The sequence below is a fragment of the Nostoc sp. genome (assembly GCF_041747015.1).
In the GTDB taxonomy this organism is placed as follows: Bacteria; Cyanobacteriota; Cyanobacteriia; order Cyanobacteriales; family Nostocaceae; genus Nostoc.
Window position 1 is genome coordinate 1 of record NZ_JBGTFY010000179.1, and the last position, 1709, is coordinate 1709.

The 1709-nt window shown below is 42.6% G+C and carries 2 protein-coding genes; one reads left to right on the forward strand and one right to left on the reverse strand.

The window, feature by feature from the left end:
• Positions 1-791: nitrogenase component 1 (locus ACEW80_RS14510; RefSeq protein ID WP_373527262.1), on the reverse strand; the 791-nt coding region annotated here is incomplete at its 3' end.
• A gap of 446 nt (positions 792-1237) precedes the next feature.
• Between ACEW80_RS14510 and ACEW80_RS14515 the strand changes: the two genes are divergently transcribed.
• Positions 1238-1438, forward strand: a complete 201-nt coding sequence (locus ACEW80_RS14515; RefSeq protein WP_373527263.1) for a hypothetical protein — start codon at positions 1238-1240, stop codon at positions 1436-1438.
• Positions 1439-1709: the final 271 nt, after the last annotated feature.

The following is a 1709-nucleotide window of genomic DNA, read 5'->3' on the forward strand; positions in this document are numbered from 1 at the left end:
TTAATTACCTGCTGAATCTTGCGAATACAACGGGCAGTTTCCACTACACCCATTGGAGTAATGTCTATATAAGGTGTGCCGAATTGTTCTTCCAGGTAACGAGCTGTGGTCAAACCGAGTTCACGGTAAGGAACTAGGTTAAACCAGGCTTTGGGCATTTTCTTCAAGTCGTTCACCGAAGCACCTTCGGGAATTAAGGTATTTACCTCAATTCCCAAGTCAGCCATTAACCGTTTCAGTTCGGTGCAGTCGTGATTGTTGTGGAAACCGAGGGTGGTAGTACCGATAATATTAACCGAGGGCTTTGCAGTTTTGCCCTCTGGCAATTCGCCCCGCTTCCGAGCTTTTTCAATGTAGTATTGGACGATTTGATCGAGAGTGCGATCGGCTGCTTGCAGTTCGTTGTAGCGGTAGTGGTTCACATCCGCCAGCATTACGTCTCCTTTTGCTTCCAACTGCGATCGCTCGACAAAGTTGTGCAAATCTTCTTGCAAAATGCTGGAGGTGCAGGTGGGAGTTAATACAATTAGATCCGGGTGTTCCTCGGCATCTTTGCGGATGATGTTATCTACCACCTTCTCTTGAGAGCCGCGTGCCAAAACGTTGCGATCGACGACACTGGTTGTCACTGGAGTAAAATCCCTCTCCCGCGATAACATGGAGCGCATGACGTTAAAGTAGTCATCGCCAATGGGGGCATGCATGATCGCATGAACATTTTTAAAAGAACTAGCGATTCGCAGAGTGCCGATGTGGGCTGGGCCTGCATACATCCAGTAAGCCAATTTCATGTTTGTGTTCTCCCTTTTCAATAGAAATAACACGGAGTCCGATCAGAGTGGACTATAAGTGCTTGATTATTATTAAATCGTTTCTGATTGTCTCAAAAGTTGTATCCCTAAAGAAGTAAAGACTTGTAAGGGTTTTACTTGGAGCGCATAGGCGTAGCCATCTGTAAATATCGCTAAAACCTAGTTACTGATTGGGATCTAGCTTCTGATTTTAACAATATTGCTGTTGTTTTATTTAAATAAATCTTAATTTTTCGACAAATTTATTTTCAATTTGGGGTGGTATGTTAACCGACAGCAAATTTAGAAAAATTAGGTACAAATTCCCTACAGGGGTTTTTGGCGTTGTATGTTTGCGCGATGATTATAAAAATTAATGTCGGTTTTTGCAATACAAGTACTGGTAAAATATATAGCGATCGCAACGCGAAAAATGTAAATAAGATATGGCTGACCAAAAAGATAAAGCTCAAGAAAAAAACCGCCTTGAACAGCTTCAAGAAGAACAAGGCAACACAGATTCTAAACACTCAGGGGGTGCTGGCGCTTCTGGCGGCAATTCAGGTGCAGGTAAATCTGGCACATCAAAAATTTCTGAGACTGGTACGCCTGATGATATCGAAAAAATTCATCAGGAGCAAAGCTGACTCCGACGATGAGTCAAAATTTGACTGCATCGGCTCTCATTAGTCACTCAACTCAAAAATGGTGGATTGAATACCTGATTATTTAGCTAAATCAGCAGAAGCCTCACACCCACTCTTAGGGGTGTGAGATGAATATGGTATTATAAACAAGTACGAAAAAAGCCGAAAATGCTACTCGTATACCGAACCTTCTCCCAAAGGGAGAGGCTGCGCCAAGACAATCTAGAATATAGGGTTCCATTCAAGAATAGATATTTTTGTATCGTTTCCG

Coding starts and splice junctions, on each gene's coding strand:
- ACEW80_RS14515 (WP_373527263.1), top strand. CDS start 1,238: ATGGCTGACCAAAAAGATAAAGCTCAAGAAAAAAACCGCCTTGAACAG.